The organism is Myxococcus sp. CA033, assembly GCF_013336625.1.
GTDB lineage: Bacteria > Myxococcota > Myxococcia > Myxococcales > Myxococcaceae > Myxococcus > Myxococcus llanfairpwllgwyngyllgogerychwyrndrobwllllantysiliogogogochensis.
On record NZ_JABUMU010000011.1, the window covers coordinates 106,219 to 124,759 of the forward strand.

Here is an 18,541-nt window from a genome sequence, read left to right on the forward strand (position 1 = left end):
GAGCCCCACGGGATGACGGCGTGGTGGACACAGGACAAAGGCCCGCCCCTGGGGGCGACGGTTCATCTGTCCGAAGGGGGGCGAATCGCGGTGTCCAGGCGCCGCAGCGCATAGCGGAGCATCGCCCCCGGCTCGGGCGCCAGCAGCAGCTTCGCCGCCATCCAGCGCGGCCGGCTGCGCACCAGCTCCGTTTCCACCAGTCGTTCTTCCGTGAAGAACCTTCGCGCGAGCCGCCGCTGCCACCAGGGAGGCGCCAGGGCTTCCAGCGCGGCCTCCGGCACCGGTGCGCCCAGGAGCCTCCTCGCGACCTCCCAGCCGTGAAACACGAGCTGTGGCAGGCCCGTTCCACGAGCCCCCTCGACGACGCGGTCCCAGTCCAGTCCCCGCGCCGCCAGGAGCTTCAGGTCGAACAGCCACGCCAGGCGCTGCAACAAGTGGTGGCTCGCGTGAAGGGCCAGGTACACCGCCTCGTCCTCGGGACAGAGCCACCGCACCCGCTGGCCCTCCAGTGCGCCCTCCACCGCGCGCGACACCAGCGCATCACCTTCCAGCGTCCGTCCCCAGCCCGCGAGGGCACGGAAGTGCAGCTCCACGAGCCCCGCCTTTCCCTCCAGCTCCAGGTGGTGCGAGTCCATGTCCGCGTGGCGCCCATCGCGCGTCGGACGCGCCGTCAGTCCCAGCCCGGTGAGGATGCGCACGGCGGTCTCGACCTCGCTCCGAGACACCAGCAGGTCCACGTCGCGGGTGGCGCGCTGGAGCGGGTCCGGATACAGCCGCAGCGCCAGTCCGTACCCCTTGAGCGACACGGGGACGATGCCCTCGGAGGCCAGGGCCTCCAGGCTTTTGAGCAGCAGGGCCTTCACCTGGAGCGAGCGGGCCGCGCCCGTCAGGGACTCGCGGCGCAACAGTGCGCCCGAATCGGCGGGCAGCTCCCAACCCACCTGCCCCACCGCGTGAGCCACGAACCCGGCGAGCCCGTGGCGGACGGCCCCGCGCACGAAGGCAGTGGCCTCGTCGCCTTCGGGAGCCCCTCTCGCGGGGGGCAGGGGCCAGGAGCGCAGCAGCGCGACGAGAGCGCTTGAACCCACCGTCGTGGTCATCTTCTCAGGACGACGACGCGCGCGGGGTCGGCATCCGCCACCGCCAGGAGCCTCGCGGCGCGTTCGGCGACGGCGTCCGCCACCAGCTCCAGCGCCAGCTCCTCGTCCCGGTCGATGGCAGTGCGGCCATCGCGCCAGACGAGCAGCAGCGAGCCGAGCACCACTTCTTCGTCCTTCACTTCCAGGCGCAGCTCGAAGGGCATCGACAGGCCCGCGGCACGCTGGGTCTCGAAGACAACGCCGTCCAGGAGTCCGTCGCGCAGGTGCTGGAAGCGCAGCTCCTGCCGCGACACGTCCAGCACCTCCGATAGGAGCCGCACGGCGCCCCAGACCTCTTGAAGGGACCTCGCCTCGCGCACGGCGCCAATGACCTCCTTCACCAGCGAGCGCAGCCGGATGTTTCTCTGGCGGCGCTGCTGCATGTCGCCCGCGCGACCCAGGTCCAGATAGCCCAGCTTGCGCATCATCACCGCGATGACCACGCCCATGCCACACAACAGCAAGGCGCTCTGCGCGCTGTTGGCGAAGTTGAGGCCCAGGGCCGTCAACATGAAGAGGCCGCACAGGCCGTACAGCACCAGCACGGCGGAGCGGTGGCTGAGCACCATGCGGCTCATCACCCGGTGATGGATGTGCTCCTTGTCGGCGCTGAACAGCGGTCGCCCGAGGAGCGAGCGGCGCACCACCGCGAGCAGCGTGTCCATGAGGGGCAGGCCCAGCGCCATCACCGGCACGAGCATGGCCACGGCCGTGCCGCTCTTGGTGCTCGTCTTGATGGCCACCGCCGCCAGCACGAAGCCGAGGAACATGCTGCCGGTGTCCCCCATGAAGATGGAGGCCGGGTTGAAGTTGAAGACGAGGAACCCGAGGATGGCGCCCGCGAGCGCCGCCATCAGCAGGCACAGCAGCACGTCTCCTCGCGACAGCGCGAGGATGAAGTTGGTGCTCACGCCGAAGAACGCCACGCCGCCCGCGAGCCCGTCGAGGCCATCAATCAGGTTGAGCGCGTTGATGACGCCCACCATCCACAGCACGGTGAACGGCAGGCTCAGCGCGCCCAGTGTCAGCTCGGGGCCGAACGGATTGGCGATGACCTCGATGCGAAAGCCCAGGTGGTAGAGCCCGAGCGCCACGATGAGCTGCACGCTGAACTTGAGCCGTGCGCCCGCGCCTCGCAGGTCGTCATACAGCCCGAGCGCGGCGATGGCCGCGCCCCCCATGAACAGGCCCGAAATCAGCTCGGTGTGGAGCCGGAAGTGGTGTCCCACGCCGGAGTCCACCAGGAACAGCGCGCACAGGGGGGCGAAGAACCCCGCCACGATGCCGATTCCACCCAGCCGAGGGATGGGCCGGACGTGGACCTTGCGACTCGAGTTGGCCTGGTCCAGCCAACCCCACGCCAGCGCCTGGTTGCGCACGACATACGTGAGGCCCAGGGCCACCATCAACGAGACAAGGAACGCGACGAAGAAGGTGATCATCGAGAAGGGCCGCTCCCACCATGCTGACGGTGAGCGTCACGGCGCGTCAATGAGCGTTCCTGTCCGACACCCCGATGTCGCCCGAGTCGTCCCCCAGCGAGCGACCATGCGGGCTTTGGCGCGGCCTGGAAGTGTCATGGCTGACCTCAGTGCCACGCCTGCCCTGCGGCCAGGCCCTTCGCGGTCCGTTGTTGACGCCCCGGGGACGGGGGACACAATGCACCCACCACCCGCATGTGCCCCACCAGGTCTTCCCCCTTCCCACGAGCCCGCGAGCGTCAACCGCGCGGAGTCACGCGTTGAGCGCCGACACTGCTTCCGCGCGGCGCATGGATGGGCTGGATGTCCTGAGGGCCTTCGCCATCCTCGGAGTGCTGGTCTTCCACGCGCCCGCGGTCATCCATGACGCCGTGCCGCTCCCGGTGCGCTTCGCCTTCGCGCATGGGTGGATGGGCGTGGACCTCTTCTTCGTCCTCTCGGGATACCTCGTCGGCCGGCAGGTCTTCGCCGAGGATGGCGAACCTCCCCTGGGCTCCCGGCTGCGCACCTTCTGGCTGAAGCGCTGGATGCGCACCCTGCCGCTGTATTTCGTCGTGCTCGCGTTCTACGCGCTCAAGCCCTGGACGGTGGGCACACCCTTCGTGGGCGGAGGCTGGCACTACGCGCTCTTCCTCCAGAACTTCACGATGCCGCGCGACTTCGTGCAGAGCTGGTCGCTGTGCGTGGAGGAGCACTTCTACGTCGTGCTGCCGCTGCTCGCCTTCGCGCTGGGGGGGCGACGCTGGCCCGCCTGGGCGTGGCTGGCACCCATGGTGGTGAGCGTCGTGGCGCGCTGGCTCTTCTCGAGGAACCTGCCGGCGGACCTGCCCGTGACGGGCCTCTCCACGTTCGCGCCCTGGTCCACCGAGCTGCACCTGGACGGGCTCGGCATCGGGGTGTTCCTGGCCCGGACCGCGCCCACGTGGAGGAGTTGGTCTCGGCACCGGCGAACAGCGTGTGCCCTCGCGGGAGTGGGGGTGCTGGCGCTGACGGTGGGGCGTTACGGCGCCATCGTGACGACGTCGAGCCATGTCTGGATCTTCGCCGGGCTGGCGGTGGGTTTCGGCGCGGTGCTCGTGGGCATCGAGTCGCTCCAGCTCCCACGCGGCCTGCGCTGGGGCGTCTATCAGACCGCGCTGCTCTCCTACGGCGCCTACCTCTGGCATGGGCTCCTGGTCCGAGTGGTGGAGCGGCTGGGCACCAGCCTGGGCGCCTGGGGGCTGGACCTTTTCGCGTACCTCGCCTTGACGTTGGGCGTGGCCTGGGTGACCTATGTCACGGTGGAGAAACCCTGCCTCAAGCTGCGAGACTGGCTGTTGACGCGTGGGGCGCTCCCGCCGGGCGTCTTGTCCCCGTAGGAACACCATGGCACGACTGAGGGACCGACTGACGTCGCTGAGCCAGCCGCGGTACCTCGCCTGGAGGGCGCTGCCGCTGGGTCGCCGCGACCTACGTTTCGCGCGCCTGCGGATTCGCACGCTCGTCATGGAGTGGCATCGAACCCGGGAGAGGCCGGACGGCAAGGCCTGGTGCGAGCAGACCCTCGAAGCGCTGGGCCATGAAGTCACTCCTGGCCTCTGGAGTGGCGAGGTGAACGGGCTGCTCTGGGCGCGTCCTCGTGAGTCCGAGGCACGTCGATGAGTTCAGCGGGCGTCACAGTGGTCATCCCCACCTACAACGGAGCAAGGCGCGTGGAAGCGCCGCTTCAAGCCCTGCTCGCGCAGCAGGCGCCGAGCGCGTGCTTCGAGGTGGTGGTGGTGGACAACAACTCGGCGGACGGGACGGCGCGCGTGGTGGAAGACAGCCCGGCCGTCGCGGGACTGCGTCGCCGAGGCGTGGACGTGCGCGTGGTCCATGAAGCCCGCCAGGGGCTGCTCTTCGCGCGCCTGTGCGGAATCCACAGCGCGCGGCGCGAGGTCATCTGCTTCCTGGACGACGACAACATCCCCGAGCCGAACTTCCTCGCCGACGGGCTGGCGCACTTCGAGGACGCGGCAGTCGGCGTGGTGGTCTCCCGGATCTATCCCCAGTACGAGACGCCGCCTCCGCCCAGCATCTCCCGGCGCGAGCATCTTCTCGCCATCAATCACCGGATGGGGGATGACCTCGTCGACTTCGGGGCGGGAGCCACGCTCGCACCCACGATTGGAGCCGGGCTGTGGCTGCGGCGCGCGGCCGTCCTGGAGGCCGTGCCGTGGCGAACGCCGGAGCAGCTCATGCCGGATCGGCTCGGCAACCAACTCCTGAGTGGAGGAGACATCGAGCTGGGCTTCCTGCTCGGCAAGGCAGGCCATCGTCGGCTCTACGCTCCCGCGCTGAAGGTGTGGCACGTCATTCCGCGCTCGCGCTTCGAGACGCGCTATTTCTTCCGACTCATCGTGGGCGTGGTGCGCAGCGAGCAGACCCTCCAGGCGCGTTATCTGGGACGGCGCTCCGGAGGCATGGCGCGTTGGAAGGCGTTTGCGCGGCTGCTCGGTGCCGGGCTCGCCAGTCCCGTGCTCGCGTTCCGGGGAGACTCCGTGCGAGAGATTCTGTTCGTGCTGGCGAGTCGCTGGGCGCAGGTGCAGGGGCCGTATCCCCAACTCCACGAGACGCGTTGAGCAGCCCTCCCCCATGGCGCCCCGGCCACGTCCCACGTTGAGTGAGTGTCTCGAAGGCCGGGGAAACAACCTGGACTTCCTGCGCTTCGCCGCGGCCACGGGCGTCATCCTCAGCCACTCCTTTCCGCTGGGCGAGGGCCCTCAGGGGAGCCCCGAGCCGCTGACCGTCTTCACCCACGGCCAGGTCTCGCTCGGGTTGGTTTGCGTGGCGGTGTTCCTGGTCATCAGTGGGGTCCTCATCACCCGAAGCTGGGAGCGGACGCGCGACGTCCGAAGCTTCGTCCTGGCGCGCACGCTGCGAATCTTCCCGGGGCTGGCGGTGTCGCTCCTGCTGACGACGCTCGTGCTCGGCGCCGCGTTCACCACCTACCCGCTGGGTGAGTACTTCACGGCGCCCGACACGTACCGCTTCCTGCTGCGCAACTTCACCCTCATCAATCCGCAGTGGAACCTGCCCGGGGTGTTCGAAGGGAACGTGTATCCCAGCGCCGTCAATGGCTCGCTGTGGACGCTGAAGTACGAAGTCGGCTTCTACCTGCTCGTGCTGGGATTGGGAGTCACGGGACTGCTGCGCAAGGAACTGGCGCTGGCCGGGTGGTGTGTCACGGCGGTGCTGTCCTTCCTGCACATCGGACGCCTGGGTTTCTGGCCGGTCCTCGGGCTCTACTTCGGAGGGGGCCTGGTGCTCTATCTCTGGAGAGAGCGCGTGAGGATGAGTCCATGGCTCGCGGTGGCCTGTGTCCTGGTGCTCACCGCCACGTCGATGGCGGGCAAGGGCCTCCCTGTCGCCATCGGCTCCTGTGGCGCGTACCTCGTGCTGTACCTCGCGTTCCTCCCGAGCAGGCTCGCGCACTTCGGACGCCACGGGGACTTCTCGTATGGCCTCTACATCTACGCCTTTCCCGTGCAGCAAACCGTCACGGCCATGCTGGGAGGCCCCATGCCGTGGTGGTGGAACGCGGCGTTGTCCCTCCCTGTCACGCTCCTGCTTGCGATGATGTCCTGGAGATACATCGAGCAGCCAGCCATCGCGCTCGGCAAACAACAAACACGACCATCACAGCCCTTGAACTCCAAAGCCTCGACTCCTGGCCGGACGTGGTACGGGCAGTAGCATCGAGCGCCTGGCGTTTTTCGCAACTCCAGACTGCACTGCGTGCGATTCAACTCGCAAGCACAGCAGGCAATCGCTATTTCATCGGCGGTTCCGTGAGCAGGGCCGCACCAATGGCTCCCGCCAGCTCTCCCAGCTCCGCCGCCAGCACGGGGGGCTGACGCCCGGGCATGAAGATGTGGGGACGCATGGCCTCATGCAGTCGGTCCGCGTATTCCTCGCCCAGCCTCGTGCCCAGGCCACCTCCCAGGATGACCGCGTCCACGTCCGTCAGATTGATGGCCGAGGCAATCCCCACGCCCATCATCCGCAGCGCCCGCTCAATGAGCTTCGTGGCCAGGGGGTCCTTCTCCTTCAGCGCCTTCTTCCAGATGCTGCTCGTCAGGCGCGTGCGCTGCTTCTTCTTCATCATCTCGAAGAGGACCGTCTTCTTGCCCTCCTCCTCGGCCTTTCGCGCCTCGCGTTCCATCCTCGCGCGCCCCGCATACGCCTCCAGGCACCCGTACCGTCCGCAACCACAGCGAGCCCCACCCTGTTTCACCACCATGTGGCCGACTTCGCCCGCCGCTCCACGGCCTCGCCAGGGCACCCCGTTCAACACAAGCCCCCCGCCCACGCCCGTGCCCCACCACACCCCCAGCACCGATCGATAGGGCCTCCCAGCCCCCAGGCGATACTCCGCGACAACCGCAACCTGGACGTCGTTGCCCAACACCACCCGGCCGTGCACCAGATTCGAGAGGTCGCTCGCCATGGGGTAGGGCTCCGTCCATCCACGCCCCACGTTGCTCACCCGGGCCAGCGTCCCCGCCCTCGCATCCACCGCGCCGGGCGCCCCCACTCCCACACCCTCGAGGCGCCGAGAGGACAACCCCGCCGTCACCGCCGCTTCCTCCAGCGTCCCATACATCTCCCGCACCACCTCCTCCGGCTTGCCTTGCACCGGCGTCGGATGGCGCGCATGGCCTATCGGCTTGCCTGTCTCATCGATGATGACCGCCTCGATTTTGGTTCCGCCCAGGTCGATGCCACCCCAAGCCTTCGCCGTGCCAGGGGTCGGCCCTCCGCGAGCCTTCCCCGTTCCCACCGACCGAACCTCATCCATGTCGTGCCTCCGGCAACCACGCGCATGCGCACGTCCCATGGAAGATGCGCAGTCTCGGCTCGACCTCCGCGACCCGCTCGCCTGACAGGTCGTTGGCGCAGCGGTAGGTCAGGGCGAGCGTGCGACCGTGCGGCGACACGGAAGTCGCTCGGGAGGGCGGGCCCGCGCGGCCTCGATCAACGCCCCCTGAGGCGCCGGAACACCTGTGTCACCGCCACCTTCGGAAGGAAGCCCAGCAGGTACCGCCAGCGCGGCACCTCCAGGTGGAACGGCAGGCCGCGCAGATACAAGTCAACGGCGAGGTCCATCCGCCTGTGCTCGACGAGCACGTGCGAGACGTGCCGCGTGGCATAGAGCAACATCTCCAGTCGCTCGCGCCTCCGCTCGCCCCCGCCGGGATAGCGCCCCAGTCGCTCCTGCATCAGCTGATACGCCATGCCTTGGTGGCTCGACTCCAGCATCGTCGACTCGGACCCGTCGTGCCTTCGGTAGCCCACCATGACGGGCGTCCTCACCCAGGCGAAGCCCGGCTCGGTCCCCAACCGGAACAGGAGGTCATAATCCTCCGCGACGATGCGCAGCGGCGTGAAACCCTCCACCCGCCTGAGCGCCTCCGTCCGCACCGCCAGCACACACGCCGTGCGCGGCGTCCGGTCCAGGGCGCTCGCCAGGTAGTCCGTGAACAGCGAGGCCCGCACGGGCTCCCGAGCCACCCGGGCCAGCTCTTCCTCGCCACTGAAAGACACCGACGTGCCCATCACCACCGTCGGCGCACCGTGCTCCTCCAGCACCTGCCGGTACGACGCCAGCGTCCATGGGAACCACAGGTCGTCGCTGTCCAGGAACACCACGTACTCGCCACGGGCCGCCTGGATGCCCAGGTTGCGCGCGGCGCCGGGGCCCGCGTTGGACTGCTGGAGCACCCTTACCTGCTCACCCAGCCGCGCGAGGACCTCCAGCGTGTCGTCCTGGGAGCCGTCGTCCACGACGAGCACCTCGAAGTCCCGCTCCTCCTGCGCGAACACGGAGGCCAGCGTCCGCTCCAGCAGCCGCGCCCGGTTGTAGGTGGGGATGACGACGGAGAAGAAGGGCATGTCAGAGTCGCGTCCGCAGCCCCATCTCGGAGATGCGCAGGAAGGTGGCGAGCTGCCGCCGGTACTCCGGAAGCGCCATGCGTCCGCGCAGCAGCGTCTGCGTCAACACCAGCGAGTTGTACGGAAGCGTCCCCACCAGGATGGCGCGCAGCATCCACTCCCGCAGCCGGCCGTGGTGCTTTCGGAAGTAGGCCACCCGTGTGCGCCACAGCTCGATGCGCACCTTGTCAGGCCCCGTGGCGGAGGGACGGAATGAGCGGCTCGTCAGGTGCGTAATCACCGCCTCCGGACAGAACGCCACCTCCCAGCCCGCCTTCCACGCCCGGACACACCAGTCCGTGTCCTCCGTGTTGCCCAGGGGCGACAGCTCCTCGTCGAGCAACCCCACCTCCGCCAGCGTCTCCTCCCGCACGACGATGCAGGCCCCCAGCACCCAGCTCACCCGGGCATCCTCGTGTCCGTACTGCGCGGGGTCGATGTCCTTGCGCTTCAGGAAGTGCAGCGGGCTCGGAAGGAAGAGCAGGTCGAACAATTGCCCGGACAGCGACATGGGCCGGAAGGTGCAGTTCTGGATGGTGCCATCCGCGTTCAACAGCCGTGCACCCGCCATGCCCACTCGCGGATTTTCATCCATGAAACGGACGAGCGAATCGAACGCATCCTCGTGGACGATGGTGTCGTCATTGAAGATGCAGAAGTGGCGCCCGCGCGCCTGTCGCAACACCTGGTTGTGATTGGCGGAGAAGCCCTTTCGAGCGGAGTTGAAGAGCCAGCGCACCTGGGGGAAGTCGCGCCGCATGGCCTCCACGCCTCGCCCATCCGTGGCGTTGTCCACCACCCACACCTCGAAGGTGCACTCCCGCGTCGTCGCGTACAGCGTCCGCAGACAGTCGTGCAGCAGCTCCGGGTTGCTGTGGTTGACGATGGAGATGACCAGGTCCGGCTTCGTCATCGGATGCCTCACGTCCCTCTCATGACACCGGGCTCACCGGGACAGTCCGAGCGGCCCGCCGCGCCCGGATGAACGCGAGGATGTCCCGCACCTCGCCCAGGAGCGAGAGCGTCCCCGGCAGGCGCTCGCGCACGAGGATGAGCAGCGCGAACACCACCGTCCCCACCGCCCAGCCCGACAAGCCACCGTCTCGAATCCACAGGCGCACCACCAGGAAGGCCGCGGCCACGACCATCCCCACGGTCACCAGCGGCTCCACCACCTGGAGCACCAGCCCGCGCAGCGCCGGGTTGAGCCGCGACACCCGCCACGCCGTCACCCAGACCTCCCCCAGCGACACCGCCAGCCCGATGGGCCCCACGCTCGCCAGGCCGAAGCGGTGGATGGCCCACGTACCGACACTCCACTTCACCACGCCCACGCCCACGACGACGGCCAGCCGCTCCCAGGGGCGGCCTCCCGCGTTCTGCGCGGTGGCGAGCAGGCCCGTCAACACGATGAGCAGACACTCCAGGCTGAACCACTGCACCAACGGCACCGCGGCGACCCACCGCTGCCCGAAGAACAGCGGCACCAGCACGGGCATCCCGAGCACCGCCACGGGGAGCGTCAGCAACAGCACCACGGCCAGCCGCCGCAGCGAGGTGCGCAGGTACTCCGCGAAGCCCTCCGGGTCATCCTGCATCCGGCAATAGGCCGGGAAGGCCACGCGGTTGAGGACGACACTGAGCATCATCGGAGTGGAGGCCAGCGCCACGGCCCAGTTCACCAGCCCCACGGCATCCTTGCCGAGCACCCTCCCCACCACCAGCGGCACCCAGCCCGCAACCACGGCCGCCACGAGCGGGGGGAGTTGGAAGGCCAGTCCGAAGCCCAGGAGCCGCCGCAGCACGTCCACCCGGAACGTCCCGCGCGGGCGCCACGGCGAAGCCCAGCCGATGCACACCAACCCCACCACGCCGCGAACCAGGGACCCTAGCGCCAGCGCCCACGCCCCCAGGCCCGCCGCCGCCAGGGCCAACGTACTGGCCACCTGGGCGATGTTCTCCGCCAGCTCCGCCCGCGCGATGGCCGGAAAGGCCAGCCGCCGCTCCAGCGCCATCAGCGGAATCACGCGCAGCGAGGACAAGAACAGCCCCAGGGCCATGACCCACACCATGGGCACCGCCCCTTCGCCCAGGGCATAGCCCTCCGCGAGCTGGGGGGCCAACGCGCAGACGACGGCGACGATGACGGCGGTGAGCGCCTGGTGGCACCAGAAGATGGTGAAGGTCTCATCCCGCGTGGGCTCATGGGGCTGACGCACCAGCGCCGCGCTCAACCCCAGGTCCCCCAGGAACACCCCCAGGGAGGCCGCATAGGCGACGATGCCAAACAGACCGTAGTCAGCGGGGAACAGCAGCCGGGAGAGCACCAGGGCGCTCACCACTCGCAAGCCTTGCGAGGCCACGGTCCGCGCTATCAGCACGACCATGCCCTTCAGGGCACGGGCCTTGACGTCGCCAGTGTCCACGTCGGGTGCGGCGGTCGCGGTCATCGCAAGGGGGACAGCCCGCTCCCGGGCAGCAAAGACGAGGGCCGCCCCAGGTGGACGGCGCCCACTCGATGCTACCGGGGCCGTCCCACCCTCACAAGCAATGCGAGGGCGTCGGGACAGTGGGTCAGCGGCTTGACTGCTTGGGTGCCCGACGCGTGGTTGCCACCCAGGAAGCCCCGGGGCTACGGTCCGCCGGGCATGTCACCGAGCCACTCCCTCTTCCAGTTCCTCAAGCGCGAGGTGCTCGTCAGCGAGCACGAGGTCTTCCACCGTACGCTGCGGGACACGCTGGTGGGCTCGTGCGACAGCGTGCTCGATATCGGCTGCGGCTCGGGCTCACCCCTGAAGAAAATCTCGCACCTGTTCTCGCGCACCGTGGGCGTGGATGGCTACCCGGCGAGCATCGAGCGCAGTCGCGCCGCGGACATCCATCAGGAGTACCACTGCATGGACCTGCTCGAGGTCGGCAAGCACTTCGCGCCCAAGAGCTTCGACGCGGTCATCGCGCTGGACGTCATCGAGCACTTCGAGAAGCCCGAGGGATATCGACTGCTGGAGATGATGGAGTCACTCGCGCGCAAGCGCGTCGTCATCTTCACGCCCAACGGGTTTCTTCCCCAGGATGAATGGGACAACAACGTCCATCAGGTCCACCGCTCGGGCTGGGAGGTCTATGACTTCGAGCTGCGGGGTTATCGCGTCACCGGCATGAGCGGCTGGAAGCCGCTGCGAGGTGACTTCGCGCTGCCCCGCCTCCGCCCCGCACGACTGGGCAGCCGGCTGTCCATCCTCACCGAGCCCTTCGCCACGCGCTTTCCCCAACACGCCTTCCAACTCCTCGCCGTCCGCGACCTGGAAGCCTCCTGAGCCGTGACCTCCTCCTCCGGCGAACCACGGGACGGTGACAGGCCCGTCTCGTGGCACCTGCTCACCGGGGAGTATCCACCGCAGCCTGGCGGCGTCAGTGACTACACCCGGCTGGTGGCTCAGGCGCTCGTCCACGCAGGGCAGCAGGTGCATGTCTGGGCACCGGGAGAGTCAGGCGCACGCGAGGAGCTCGGCGTCACGGTGCACCGCGTTCCCGGACTCTTCACGCCGATGGGGCTGCGCCACCTGACGCGCGAGCTGAATCACTGTCCCACGCCCAGGCGGCTGCTGCTCCAGTACGTCCCGCACGCCCTGGGCATGAAAGCGATGAACGTTCCGTTCTGCGCCTGGTTCGCCGCGCGTCGCCAGGACGAGCGCTGGGTCTTCTTCCACGAAATCGTCTACCCGTGGAAGCCAACGTCTCCGCTGCGCCATCAAGTGCTCGCGGGAGTCACACGGGTGATGGCAGGGATGGTGGGCGGCGCGGCGGAGCGACTCTTCGTGTCCATCCCGTCATGGGCGGAGCACCTGCCCGCGAGAGTCCGACATCGCGCGGAATGGCGCCCCATTCCCAGCACGCTTCCAACAGAAGTTCCGGAACAGACGCGTGAAGCAGTACGGCTGTCACTGGGGACGGGGCCCTGGCTGGGCCACTTCGGCACGTACGACCCCGCCATCAGCGAGCTCCTGTCGACGGTCCTCGTCCCACTGCTGCGCGCGGACGAACACCGCAAGGGCCTGCTGCTGGGACGGGGCAGCCGACGCTTCGTCCAGGAACTGGGCCTGCGACATCCAGAGCTCGCCCCACGAATCACCTCGCGGGATGACCTGGCGCCCGCCGAACTGTCGGCACACCTGTCGGCCGTGGACCTGTTGATACAGCCCTATCTGGATGGCGTGAGCACGCGCCGGACGACCTCCATGGCCGGGCTGGCACTGGGATGTCCCCTGGTGACCCAGACCGGGCATCTCACGGAACCCTTCTGGCGCGAGTCGCGGGCCGTCGCCCTCGCGGAGGACACCACTGCCGGGGCGCTGCTCGAGTGCGCCGAATACTTCCTGGCCCACGCGGAGGAACGCGCCGCAATGGGTGCGCGCGCGGCCCGGCTGTATCGAGAGCGATTCACCCTGGAACGCACGGTGGAAGCACTCCTGCACCCGCCAGGGAGCACTCGGTGACGTCCTCGACGCCCCTCCGACTCGCGGTGTTGATGGACCCTCTCGAAGAGGGCTGGCCCAGCATGGACCTCGTGGGCGAGGCACTCGTCGATGGACTGGAGGCCTTCCCTGGCGAAGTCTCCGCCCAAGGCCTGCGGCCACCCCTGCCGGCCGTGGCCCGTCGGCTGCCACGCCTGGGCTCGCGGCGCGCGGCGTTCAACGTCGACCGCATCCTCACCCGCTTCGGCCTCTACCCGGCGCGTGCGCTGCTCGCGCGCTCCCGGTTCGACGCCTTCCACATCGTCGACCACAGCTACGCGCAGCTCGTCCACGCGCTCCCGGCCTCGCGCACCGGCGTCTTCTGTTACGACCTCGATGCGTTCCGCTCCGTCGTGGAACCTCACCGCGAAGCCCGGCCCGCGTGGTTCCGACTCATGGCCAGGACCCAGCTTCGAGGGCTCGAGCGCGCCGCCATCGTCTTCCACAACACCCAGACAATCCGGGACGAGTTGCTCACGCATGGCGTGGTCGACCCCGCCCGTCTCGTCTGGGCCCCGCTGGGCACCTCTCCCGAGTACCGCGTCGAAGCCGTCCCGGGAGACCAGAGCCAGCAAGTGCTCGCGCCCCTCGAGGGCCGGCCCTACCTCCTGCATGTCGGCAGCGCGATTCCGCGCAAGCGTCTGGACGTGCTCTTCGACGTGTTCGCCGCGCTGCGCGCCCGCCACCCGGACCTGCGCCTCGTCCAGCAGGGGGGCGCGTTGAACTCGGCGCAGCGGGAGCACGTCGCTCGACTTGGCATCGGCGACGCCCTGTTCCAACCCCCCTTTCAGCAGCGGTCCACGCTCGCGGGCCTGTACCGCAACGCGAAGGCCGTGCTCATCACCAGCGAGGCGGAGGGCTTCGGGCTCCCGCTCATCGAAGCCCTGGCCTGCGGCGTCCCCGTGGTGGCCAGCGACCTGCCCGTGCTGCGTGAAGTGGGCGAATCCACCTGTCTCTACTGCCCCGTCGGAGACCTCTCCGCGTGGACGGAGACCGTCGACGCCCTCCTCACCGGACGCGTGTCACCGCCGCCGCTCACCCGTCGCCTCGCCCGCGCGGCGTGTTTCACCTGGACCGCGCACACGCGCGCCATCCTGGATGCGTATCAGCGACTCGCGCGCTGAATCACAAGAGGGAGGGCAACGTCACGTGGTGCTCGATGAACGCACCCGCCCGGATGTCGACAGAGCTGCTGTGCGGCCTTCCCAGGTCGCGGCCCCGCACCTCCAGTTGGTGAATGCCCTCGGGCAGCTCCAGCACGTACTTCTCGCCGTGGCTCTTCCCATCCACGAGCACGTCCTGGAGCGGAGGCCCGTTCACCTTGAGCACCACCGTGCCCATTCCTCGAGGCGCGGTCTTCTGGACTCGCGCACGCGTCGTGTCGCGACGGGGTGAGCGCGTCCGGGCTTGCGCCAGGAACGCCCAGCCGCCCACCACGACCACCAGGGCCAGCGCGCCGCCCACCAGCAGCTTGCGCGAACGCAGCGGGCGCAGCGGCTTGTGGTCCAGCGACGTCGCCTCCAGCAGCATGGTGGGCGTCACCATGATGCTCGTCGGACGCTCGGAGTCGGAGATGGGCCCCCGGCGGCGAGGCTCTCGCCGTCCACCCTTCTTCCCCTTCACCTGGGGAATCGCCTGGAGCAACTCCGTCGCGCGCGTCTCCGGGGGCGGTGCGGAGAGCCGGGTGGCGCCCTCGGAGAACCCCGCGAGGACGTGCTTCAGCTCGCGACGCACGGACTCCGCGGAGGCGGGGCGCTCGGTGGGTTCCTTCGCCAGCAGCCGCATCACCAGCGCCTCCAGCGCGGAGTTCACCTCCCGGTACTTGGAGAGCGGCGGAGGTGGCGTGCGGACGTGGTGGACGATGATGGCCATGGCCGACTCACCCTCGAAGGGCAGTCGCCGCGTCAGGAGTTCGTAGGCGATGACCCCCACGGCATACAGGTCCGTCTGCGGGCTGACTTGATGACCACACGCCTGCTCCGGAGCGATGTATTCGGGAGTGCCCACCAGGGCGTTGGCGTGTGTCTGGGGCGTGCTGCCGTAAGGCGCCTCGCTGCGCTTGGCGATGCCGAAGTCGAGCACCTTGACGGACTCGCTGCCATCACCCTCGCGCACCATGAAGACGTTGCCCGGCTTGAGGTCGCGGTGGATGACGCCCACCCCATGCGCCGCGGCCAGCGCGCTCAAGAGCGCATCGAGGATTCTGATGACCTCCACTTCCAACATGGGGGCGCGCTGGTGGATGACCTCGTCCAGCGGTGCGCCCTCCAGGTACTCCATCACCAGGTACTGCCCCACGTCGGGGATGGTTCCGAAGCCGAAGATGTCGATGATGCCGCGATGACGGATGGCCGCCGCCGAACGCGCCTCCGTGGCCAGGTCTCTCGCGCGGCCACCTTCGACGAAGTCCGGGCGGATGACCTTCACGGCCACCCTGCGCCCGATGACCGAGTGCTCTCCCTCGTAGACGATGCCCATGCCACCGCGGCCGATGCGGCGCTTGATGAGGTAGTCGCCCACCTTCGTGCCCACCAGCGCGTCGCGGGTGACGGACTCCTCCCACTTCATCGCCCGCGCCGAGTACGCCGGGGGAACCCCCGACACCAGGGGACGCACGGGCTCCGGCAACATGTTCCGCTCGCGCTTGAACGTGGCCTCGTCCGTGTCCTCTTCCGCGTCCGGGCGATACGCACCGGCCGGCGCCACGACTCCGACGCGAAACACCTCCTGCGGGCACACCGTGACACCCGGTCGATGGTCCGCTCCGCAGCGCGGGCATTTTCGAGAGGGGCTCATCGTCTCTCGGACTATCGCTCGGCCCACTGGGTGGAATCCATCTCACCGAGGGCAATCGCAACGCCGTAACACGCGGCTTTCCTGGATTCACTTGCCTGGCTTGACTTCATCCAAACCCATCTCAGCCCCCCCGCGCCCAAGCAGAACGCGGTCGGAAACGACGCACGGGCGCGATTGACGGGTTCGGAGGGGTCTGCTTCGGTCCCAGGCGCGTGCGCGTCCTCTTCCTCAATCCCGTGGGCATCCTGGGTGGCGCCGAGCGCGCGCTGCTGGACCTGATGGCCTGCCTGCGCCAGTTGGACGCGGGGCTGTCCCTGCACCTGCTCGCGGGCTCCGAGGGCCCGTTGCTGGACGCGGCCAGGGCCGTGGGCGTCGACACCCGCCTCCTTCCGCTTCCAGCGGGGCTGTCCGGCCTGGGCGACAGCGCACTGCGTGGGCAGGGGCCTGGGGAGGCGTGGCGCTTCGCGCGAAGCCTGCTGCCCGCGCCCGCGCTCCTCGCCGGTTACGGCCGTGCGCTGCGTCACGAAGTCGCGAGGCTGCGGCCGGACCTGCTGCACTCCAATGGAATCAAGACCCACCTGCTGAGCCCCGTCACGGCGGGCCTGCCGCTCAAGCGCGTCTGGCACATCCACGACTTCTTGAGCGAGCGCCCCCTGGTGCGACGCGCGCTGGGCACGCTGGCGCCGCTGGCCTCGGCGGCCATCGCCAACTCCCGCGCAGTGGGCGAGGACACGCGCTCGGTGCTTGGCCGAGTCCCCGTCCACGTCGTCTACAACGGCGTGGACACGGAGCGCTTCGCACCGGGCGCCCCGGCGGACCTGGACGCGCTCGCGGGATTGCCCCCTGCTCCGGAGGGCACGCTGCGCGTGGGGCTGGTGGCCACCTACGCGCGCTGGAAGGGTCATGACGTCTTCCTGGAAGCCGCCGCGTTGCTGTCGCGTCAGGCGCCGACGCTCGCGGTGCGCTTCTACCTGGTGGGCGCGCCGCTGTACCGGACCCCGGGCTCCCAGTTCACCGAGGATGAGCTGCGGCGGTACATCGACCACCACCAGCTCACCGGCCGGGTCGGGCTGGTGCCCTTCCAGGCCAACCCGGCCGCCGTCTACCGCGCCCTGGATGTCTTCGTGCACGCCAGCATACGCCGCGAGCCCTTTGGTCTCACCATCGCGGAGGCCCTGGCCTGCGGGACGCCCGCCGTCGTCTCGCGCGCGAGCGGCGCGGCGGAGGCGCTCACGGACGGAGTGGATGCCCGGCTCATCGAGCCGGGTGATGCCCGCCTCCTCGCCACGGCACTTCGCCCCCTGCTGTCGGAGGCGAGAGAGCGCGCGCGACTGGGCGAGGCGGGCCGGAAGAGCGCGGTGGCGTGCTTCTCTCGCGAGCGTTACGCGCGTGAGGTGCTCGCCGTGTACCAGGCGCTGCTGTCCACCTGACGGGCCGCCGTCCATTCTGGTGCCTTGACCCGGTGGAGCGGGTCTGGTTCGGTCCTCGGTGGACCGGGAGCCTCCGTGAAGCGGCCTCGCAGACTCGTCACCGTCTCGCACTCCTATGTCGTCTCCCTGAACCGGCGCCTCGCCAACGAGCTGGCGCGCGTGGGAGCGGGGACGTGGGAGGTGAAGGCCGTGGCGCCCCGCTCCTTCCAGGGAGACCTGAGCCCTCTCCTCTTGAAGCGCGACGACGGTGAGGCCGCGACGCTGGAAGCCGTGCGGGCCTTCTTCAGTCGCTCCCTGCATGCCTTCGTGTACGGGCCGGAGCTGCGCGGCTGTCTCGCGGGCGACGTGGACCTCGTCCATTCCTGGGAGGAGCCCTACGTGCTCGCCGGATTGGAGGTGGCCCTGCTCACTCCTCGCCGCACGCCCCTCGTCTTCTGCTCGGCGCAGAACCTCTTCAAGCGCTACCCGCCGCCCTTCGCGCAGGCCGAGCGTTTCGTCATCCAGCGCGCCTCGGGCTGGGTGGCCTGGGGCGAGACGGTGAAGGAGCTCCTCACCACCCGTCCCGGCTATGCCGCGAGGCCCGCGCGCGCCATCCCCATGGGCGTGGACGTGGAGCTGTTCCGTCCACACCGCGCCGCGGGCGAGGCCTTCCTGCGCGAGCAAGGCTGGGATGCGCCGGGCCCTCCCGTGGTCGGCTACCTGGGACGCTTCGTTCAAGAGAAGGGGGTCCCCCTGCTGATGGCGGCCCTGGACCGACTCCAGACGCCGTGGCGCGCCCTGTTCGTGGGAGGAGGCCCCCTGGACGGCGCCCTGCGAGCATGGGCCTCACACCATGAGGGCCGCGTGCGCATCGTCACCGGCGTTCCCCACGGCGACGTGCCACGCGCGCTCAACGCCATGGACCTGCTGTGCGCGCCCAGCCAGACGACGCCTCGGTGGAAGGAGCAGTTCGGGCGCATGCTCGCGGAGGGCTTCGCCTGCGGGGTGCCCGTGCTGGGCAGTGACTCGGGCGAGGTACCTCGCACCGTGGGCGACGCCGGCCTCGTGCTCCCCGAAGCGGATGTCCCAGCGTGGACCGCCGCGCTGGCCCGACTCCTGGAGAGCCCCGAGCAACGCCGGGAGCTCGCCGCGCGCGGACGGGAGCGCGCCGTCACTCGCTTCGCATGGCCTGTCGTGGCACGGGCCCACCTGGACTTCTTTGAAGAAGTCCTGGCGAGCCGCTGACCGCG

General features: G+C 69.3%; 16 protein-coding genes. 9 read left to right on the forward strand and 7 right to left on the reverse strand.

The window, feature by feature from the left end; translation table 11 throughout:
- Positions 1-62: 62 nt before the first annotated feature.
- Positions 63-1,088 (reverse strand): nucleotidyltransferase family protein, encoded by a 1,026-nt coding sequence (locus tag HUA78_RS24935; protein WP_371745655.1) that lies wholly within the window; start codon positions 1,086-1,088, stop codon positions 63-65.
- 8 nt (positions 1,089-1,096) lie between these two features.
- Positions 1,097-2,581 carry an MraY family glycosyltransferase gene (locus tag HUA78_RS24940; protein ID WP_174459741.1) on the reverse strand — a complete coding sequence of 495 codons (1,485 nt, stop codon included), beginning with the start codon at positions 2,579-2,581 and terminating at the stop codon, positions 1,097-1,099.
- 299 nt (positions 2,582-2,880) lie between these two features.
- Here HUA78_RS24940 and HUA78_RS24945 point away from each other — a divergent pair, with 299 nt between their 5' ends.
- The 4 genes from HUA78_RS24945 to HUA78_RS24960 are packed head-to-tail and all read left to right on the forward strand — an operon-like array spanning position 2,881 to position 6,334.
- Positions 2,881-3,978: an acyltransferase gene (locus HUA78_RS24945; protein WP_254613956.1), complete on the forward strand. Its 1,098-nt coding sequence runs from the start codon at positions 2,881-2,883 to the stop codon at positions 3,976-3,978.
- Between the two features lie 7 nt (positions 3,979-3,985).
- On the forward strand, positions 3,986-4,261 hold the full coding sequence (locus tag HUA78_RS24950; RefSeq protein ID WP_174459742.1) for a hypothetical protein: 276 nt from the start codon (positions 3,986-3,988) through the stop codon (positions 4,259-4,261).
- Positions 4,258-5,220, forward strand: a complete 963-nt coding sequence (locus HUA78_RS24955; RefSeq protein ID WP_174459743.1) for a glycosyltransferase — start codon at positions 4,258-4,260, stop codon at positions 5,218-5,220. The genes HUA78_RS24950 and HUA78_RS24955 overlap by 4 nt, the downstream gene beginning before the upstream one ends.
- Positions 5,221-5,233: 13 nt before the next feature.
- A complete protein-coding gene (locus HUA78_RS24960; RefSeq protein WP_174477310.1) occupies positions 5,234-6,334 on the forward strand; it encodes an acyltransferase in 1,101 nt (366 codons plus the stop codon).
- Positions 6,335-6,410: 76 nt separating this feature from the next.
- Here HUA78_RS24960 and HUA78_RS24965 read toward each other — a convergent pair whose 3' ends face one another.
- From HUA78_RS24965 to HUA78_RS24980, 4 genes are all read right to left on the reverse strand, one after another.
- Positions 6,411-7,439: an ROK family protein gene (locus HUA78_RS24965; RefSeq protein ID WP_174459745.1), complete on the reverse strand. Its 1,029-nt coding sequence runs from the start codon at positions 7,437-7,439 to the stop codon at positions 6,411-6,413.
- A 176-nt stretch (positions 7,440-7,615) separates the two neighbouring features.
- On the reverse strand, positions 7,616-8,533 hold the full coding sequence (locus HUA78_RS24970; protein ID WP_174454553.1) for a glycosyltransferase family A protein: 918 nt from the start codon (positions 8,531-8,533) through the stop codon (positions 7,616-7,618).
- Position 8,534: 1 nt separating this feature from the next.
- Positions 8,535-9,485, reverse strand: a complete 951-nt coding sequence (locus tag HUA78_RS24975) for a glycosyltransferase family 2 protein (protein WP_174454552.1) — start codon at positions 9,483-9,485, stop codon at positions 8,535-8,537.
- Between the two features lie 19 nt (positions 9,486-9,504).
- On the reverse strand, positions 9,505-11,022 hold the full coding sequence (locus HUA78_RS24980; protein WP_174459746.1) for an oligosaccharide flippase family protein: 1,518 nt from the start codon (positions 11,020-11,022) through the stop codon (positions 9,505-9,507).
- 198 nt (positions 11,023-11,220) lie between these two features.
- On the opposite strand from HUA78_RS24980, the gene HUA78_RS24985 reads away from it, so the two are divergent.
- From HUA78_RS24985 to HUA78_RS24995, 3 genes are read left to right on the forward strand one after another with little or no spacing between them, the layout of a single operon-like run.
- Positions 11,221-11,889, forward strand: a complete 669-nt coding sequence (locus tag HUA78_RS24985) for a bifunctional 2-polyprenyl-6-hydroxyphenol methylase/3-demethylubiquinol 3-O-methyltransferase UbiG (RefSeq protein ID WP_174454551.1) — start codon at positions 11,221-11,223, stop codon at positions 11,887-11,889.
- 3 nt (positions 11,890-11,892) lie between these two features.
- Entirely contained in the window at positions 11,893-13,068 is a 1,176-nt protein-coding gene (locus HUA78_RS24990; RefSeq protein WP_174477311.1) for a glycosyltransferase, read from the forward strand.
- A 32-nt stretch (positions 13,069-13,100) separates the two neighbouring features.
- Entirely contained in the window at positions 13,101-14,210 is a 1,110-nt protein-coding gene (locus HUA78_RS24995) for a glycosyltransferase (protein ID WP_174477351.1), read from the forward strand.
- A gap of 1 nt (position 14,211) precedes the next feature.
- On the opposite strand, the gene HUA78_RS25000 is transcribed toward HUA78_RS24995, so the two are convergent.
- Positions 14,212-15,792, reverse strand: coding sequence for a serine/threonine-protein kinase (locus HUA78_RS25000; protein ID WP_217442583.1), 1,581 nt, complete (start codon positions 15,790-15,792; stop codon positions 14,212-14,214).
- A gap of 302 nt (positions 15,793-16,094) precedes the next feature.
- Between HUA78_RS25000 and HUA78_RS25005 the strand changes: the two genes are divergently transcribed.
- Together HUA78_RS25005 and HUA78_RS25010 are read left to right on the forward strand one after the other, a co-directional pair.
- Positions 16,095-17,312, forward strand: a complete 1,218-nt coding sequence (locus tag HUA78_RS25005) for a glycosyltransferase family 4 protein (protein WP_174459749.1) — start codon at positions 16,095-16,097, stop codon at positions 17,310-17,312.
- A 75-nt stretch (positions 17,313-17,387) separates the two neighbouring features.
- Positions 17,388-18,536: a glycosyltransferase family 4 protein gene (locus HUA78_RS25010; protein ID WP_174459750.1), complete on the forward strand. Its 1,149-nt coding sequence runs from the start codon at positions 17,388-17,390 to the stop codon at positions 18,534-18,536.
- Positions 18,537-18,541 lie beyond the last annotated feature (5 nt).

Excerpts from the sequence above, each read along its gene's own strand:
- HUA78_RS24940 (WP_174459741.1), bottom strand. The coding sequence starts at position 2,581 with ATGATCACCTTCTTCGTCGCGTTCCTTGTCTCGTTGATGGTGGCCCTG.
- HUA78_RS24950 (WP_174459742.1), top strand. The coding sequence starts at position 3,986 with ATGGCACGACTGAGGGACCGACTGACGTCGCTGAGCCAGCCGCGGTAC.
- HUA78_RS24955 (WP_174459743.1), top strand. The coding sequence starts at position 4,258 with ATGAGTTCAGCGGGCGTCACAGTGGTCATCCCCACCTACAACGGAGCA.
- HUA78_RS24960 (WP_174477310.1), top strand. The coding sequence starts at position 5,234 with ATGGCGCCCCGGCCACGTCCCACGTTGAGTGAGTGTCTCGAAGGCCGG.
- HUA78_RS24965 (WP_174459745.1), bottom strand. The coding sequence starts at position 7,439 with ATGGATGAGGTTCGGTCGGTGGGAACGGGGAAGGCTCGCGGAGGGCCG.
- HUA78_RS24970 (WP_174454553.1), bottom strand. The coding sequence starts at position 8,533 with ATGCCCTTCTTCTCCGTCGTCATCCCCACCTACAACCGGGCGCGGCTG.
- HUA78_RS24975 (WP_174454552.1), bottom strand. The coding sequence starts at position 9,485 with ATGACGAAGCCGGACCTGGTCATCTCCATCGTCAACCACAGCAACCCG.
- HUA78_RS24980 (WP_174459746.1), bottom strand. The coding sequence starts at position 11,022 with ATGACCGCGACCGCCGCACCCGACGTGGACACTGGCGACGTCAAGGCC.
- HUA78_RS24985 (WP_174454551.1), top strand. The coding sequence starts at position 11,221 with ATGTCACCGAGCCACTCCCTCTTCCAGTTCCTCAAGCGCGAGGTGCTC.
- HUA78_RS24995 (WP_174477351.1), top strand. The coding sequence starts at position 13,101 with ATGGACCCTCTCGAAGAGGGCTGGCCCAGCATGGACCTCGTGGGCGAG.